This is a genomic window from Pseudarthrobacter sp. NPDC058329 (genome assembly GCF_042879835.1).
GTDB lineage: Bacteria > Actinomycetota > Actinomycetes > Actinomycetales > Micrococcaceae > Arthrobacter.
On sequence record NZ_JBHVZR010000038.1, the window covers coordinates 1 to 3,834 of the forward strand.

Annotated in this window: 3 protein-coding genes; all 3 read right to left on the reverse strand. The window is 62.4% G+C overall.

The genetic code is table 11. From position 1 onward, the window contains the following. Positions 1–616: 616 nt before the first annotated feature. Positions 617–1,951: a hypothetical protein gene (locus tag ACFVYC_RS22270; RefSeq protein WP_387554413.1), complete on the reverse strand. Its 1,335-nt coding sequence runs from the start codon at positions 1,949–1,951 to the stop codon at positions 617–619. A gap of 181 nt (positions 1,952–2,132) precedes the next feature. Continuing rightward, positions 2,133–2,465 carry a helix-turn-helix domain-containing protein gene (locus tag ACFVYC_RS22275; RefSeq protein ID WP_387554415.1) on the reverse strand — a complete coding sequence of 111 codons (333 nt, stop codon included), beginning with the start codon at positions 2,463–2,465 and terminating at the stop codon, positions 2,133–2,135. A gap of 5 nt (positions 2,466–2,470) precedes the next feature. Next, a complete protein-coding gene (locus ACFVYC_RS22280; RefSeq protein WP_387554417.1) occupies positions 2,471–3,568 on the reverse strand; it encodes a tyrosine-type recombinase/integrase in 1,098 nt (365 codons plus the stop codon). Positions 3,569–3,834 lie beyond the last annotated feature (266 nt).

The window sequence follows — 3,834 nt, forward strand, 5'->3', positions numbered from 1 at the left end:
CTACTGGTAACGGTGCATATTCGTTTTCGAACTATTCCCTAGAATCCGCTTTGAGTTCTTGCGTTGTGCCACTGTCGAGAGGCGGAGCTGGAGAATCTTGTGCTCAGTCGCCGTTGGAATCTCGATCAGGTGTATCGAACTCGCAGAAACGAGATGAGCATCTCCGCCCTACCCATGACGTGTGTATCCGCCAAGAGAATATGAGCATCTGGGCCCACTTCTTCCCAGGAGGCTGAAGCGCCGTCCTGGTTTCCTGCTACTAGGTGTGGCAGCTCGAGGTCGACGTGCAGGGAGCCTGCAATCTCCCAAGCGCGGATGGACGCGCGGCCTTGGAATTGCGTCGTTTTGCCAGTGGGGCCTGATGGAACTTCCAGGGGATGTCCCGCCGTGCTCAAAACTTTCATCAGGCTTAGACTGTCGAGGCGCCACGATGCTGAGCCCAACATGTCTGCATCAGTCGATAGCGTGATCTGCCCAGGCGTTTGTGGAACGAGAGCGATGCCTGTCAACCACAAAGCCTTCTCGGCGTCGCTGGATGTCACGAGAGCATGAATGCTTTGCGGGCTGCTAGATCCGATGAGTATGCGCACTGTTGGTTCCCATTACTGGCTCCTTTTCAGGGGGTATCCGCCATTATCCGTCCGGGTTGGATATGCGAATAGCGAGCCCAGGGTTCGGCTGCTGCCATGGCGTGCTTTTGCGTGACCTGGTAGCTGTAGCCGAGCATCTCGGCGACGAGCGGCGCGGGGACCTCATTGACGAGGGCGCGGAGGGATGCGTTGCGTGCGCCCAGGAGGTTGATGCCGATTTCCCGGAGCCGCTCCATGAGGGTGTTGGGGTGAATGTGTTGGCCGGCGCGATAGCCGGGGAAGAGCCACCGGCTGCCGGAACTGCTGCCGGTGCGCATGTTGGGGCGGGAGGCCCGGTGTTGTGCGACTAGGGCGGCGAACGGTTCGGGTACTGGCGCTGGGTGTTCTTCCCCGAGTGACAGGCGCAAACCATCGGGTGTGAGGATCACATCGGTGCTTTTCATCGCGGCGATCTTCACTACTGGTTGGGCGTAGAGCAGCAGGAGCGTGGCGGCGACCCGGTAGGACAGGGTGTCGATGTTGTCGGTGAGGCAGGCTTTGAGCATGGCGAGTCGTTGGCCCTGGGTGAGTAGGGGAACTGTCTTTGCCTGCCGGAAGCCGATGGTGATGTTGGTGCAGGTCCTGTTCTTCACTGCCCAGGCGAAGAATGTCCGGATGGCGTGTCTGGTTGTGGGGCCGTCGGCCAACCAGGCGTCGACGTCGGCCTGGAGGCAGGAGGCGACCGTTCGTCCGTGGGTGAGCTTGAGCCAGGTGAGGAATTTGATGGTTTCGGTGATTTCCTGTTTCGCGCTGTGCACGGGACCGCGGGTGGGCTTCCCGTCTGTGGAGAGTGTCCTGATGCGTCGCAGGTGGTGCCAGCGGGCGAAGGACTCAATGGGTCGCCGAATCTCGGGGTCATCAATGTTGTCGAGTTTGCTGGGTAGCCACCGCTCAAAGAGCGCGAGGTAGTGATCCCGCCCGGGCAGTAGGTTGTGGTGGGTGAGCAGGCTGCGCAGGTGCTCCACCCGTAGGCTGTTGGGTTCCCTGTCCAGCGCCTCGTGACTGAGCGGGATGTCTCCGGTGGAGAGTCGCTTGAGCAGTTCGCGGACGCCGGGTTTGCGGAGCCAGGTGAGGATGCTTTCGGGTCGCTGGGCTGCGCAGAGCGCGGAGAGCAGTTTGGCTGCCGTCGTTGCCGGGCACTGGGACTCGTCGACGTGCAACAGCGCGGTGAGGTCGTTCCGGAGTGAGCAGCGGGCGCAGGTGTTCTGGCGGTAGTGCTCGGTTTCCGTGCCGCAGCCGGAGCAGTGGTAGTCCTGGGTGATGCCGGCGCAATCGGCGCAGACCGGCTGGTGACCGTGGGAATCTGACCTGCCTGGGAGCATGCGCTTTGTCCCGCAGCCGGGGCAGGTGCCGTGGGTGCGCATGGCGACCGTGAAGCAGGTTCCGCAGATCCTGCCTTCTGGCCAGCTGGCACGGTGTTTGCCGGCTGCCCGTGAGCACCTGTCGCAAGTGAACGCCCCGGTGGTGCGGGGCCGGCCACGAACGGCAAGCCGAGAGCTGATCTCAGCCGTCATCGCGGATTACCCGGGCGCGTTTGGGACGGATGGTCTTGTTCAGGTCCACGATGTTGGCGTCGGATGCGACCTTGCGGACCTTGGCGTCAGTTGCCGTGACGGTGACCAGGTCCTCGGGTCCGCAGGAGAAGATGTCGCAGAGCGCGGCGATCATCATGAGTGAGACGCGTTCGGGGCGTTGGGTGACGAGCCGGTAGACCTGGGAGGCGGAGAGTTCGATGCCGCGTTCCTTCAGCAAGGGGCTGAGGTCGGTGCTGTTGTGCATTCCCCGGGCTGCCATGAGTTCTGCAAGCCGCCACCGGTAGTCGATCTCTCGTTTCATGAGGTTCAGTCTTCCATTCCGGCCAGGGCGTCCCGGATGGTGGAGTCCAGGGCGCGGCGCAGTGTCTTGACCCTGTAGTCGCTGGAGACGGAGGTGTAGAGGGCTGTCGTTGACGCGTGCTCGTGGCCTGCCTGGTGCTGGACGAACAAAGCGTCCATGCCTGATTCGATCAGGTGGGTGACGTAGGAGCGGCGCAGCGAGTGGATGTCCAGGCCGGGGGAGAGGCCCAGGTCCTCGCGGTACCGGTTGAACCTTCGGTTCAGCGCCGTCTCTGAAACAAGGGTGCCCCGTTCGGAAGGGAACAGGTCCAGACCGTTGGTCATGTGCGGGTGGCCGCGTTCCAGCCAGTCGGCAATGATTTCCGTGGACCAGTCGAACACGGTCAGGACGCTGCGGCGTTTGGGTGGTGAACCCTTCATGGCCTTGCCGTAGCGGACCTGTAGGACCCCGTACTTGCCGAATTCCCGGGCGTGCGGGTTTCTGGCAAAATCGACTGTCTGCAGATGCCTGACCTCATTACGGCGCAGCCCCCAGCAGTAGGCCACCTTGAAGAGGACCGCGTCGCGGTAGGCCGGCAGCCAGCCCTTGCGGCCCAGGCCAGCGATGCGGTCCACCTCGTCATCGGCCCGGTCAAAGAACGCCTGCAGCTCCTGCCGGGTGAAGGGCCGCCGCTTAGGAGCCGATTCGGTCGCCTGGGCATGGACCGCGGTGTTCCAGTCGAAACAGACTTGGACAGGGTGCGTACCGAAGTGCTGTTCGCAGACCCGGTCCCAGCCATACTCAGGCGACGCTGCGTATGCGCAGAAGGCCCTCAGCGCTGCCTGGTAGCTCCGGATGGTGGACTGCGCGGCGTGCTTCATGCTGCGCAGATCCCCGAAGAACTCGTCCACGTGAGCTGGGGTCCACTGCCATGGATACTCGTTTGTGGACTCCTGGAACCGCGTTACTAGCCGTTCGCGGCCCTCGATGGTGCCAAACGCCAGGTTCCGGCTCAGCTGCTGGTTGCGCCAGCCGGTAAGCATCTGGGTGAACACGTGGTCCTCGGGGTGAAGGAAGCGCACAGCGCCGAAGTCGAGCACCCGTCCCGCTGAATCGACCGCCACGAATCCCTCCTGATACATTGCATTGGATGCAAGAATCATGCAATTAATGCAGAAGTCCGCGGATCGGAGGGCCGTTCCAGCTTGATGCCCTCCAGCTTACGAGGGCTGCTTCGGTGGGGCTTACCAGCGGTCACAACAGGCATTAGCTTGCGTTTCCGCAGGTCACAGGCACTTTGCTGCTGCAGTCGCGGGGGTGCCGGGTGGCAATGGGCGGAGGAGAGGTGATCGTGCATCGGATGCAATAATCACTGTTCAGCTTTACATAA

Excerpts from the sequence above, each read along its gene's own strand:
- ACFVYC_RS22270 (WP_387554413.1), bottom strand. The coding sequence starts at position 1,951 with ATGCTCCCAGGCAGGTCAGATTCCCACGGTCACCAGCCGGTCTGCGCC.
- ACFVYC_RS22275 (WP_387554415.1), bottom strand. The coding sequence starts at position 2,465 with ATGAAACGAGAGATCGACTACCGGTGGCGGCTTGCAGAACTCATGGCA.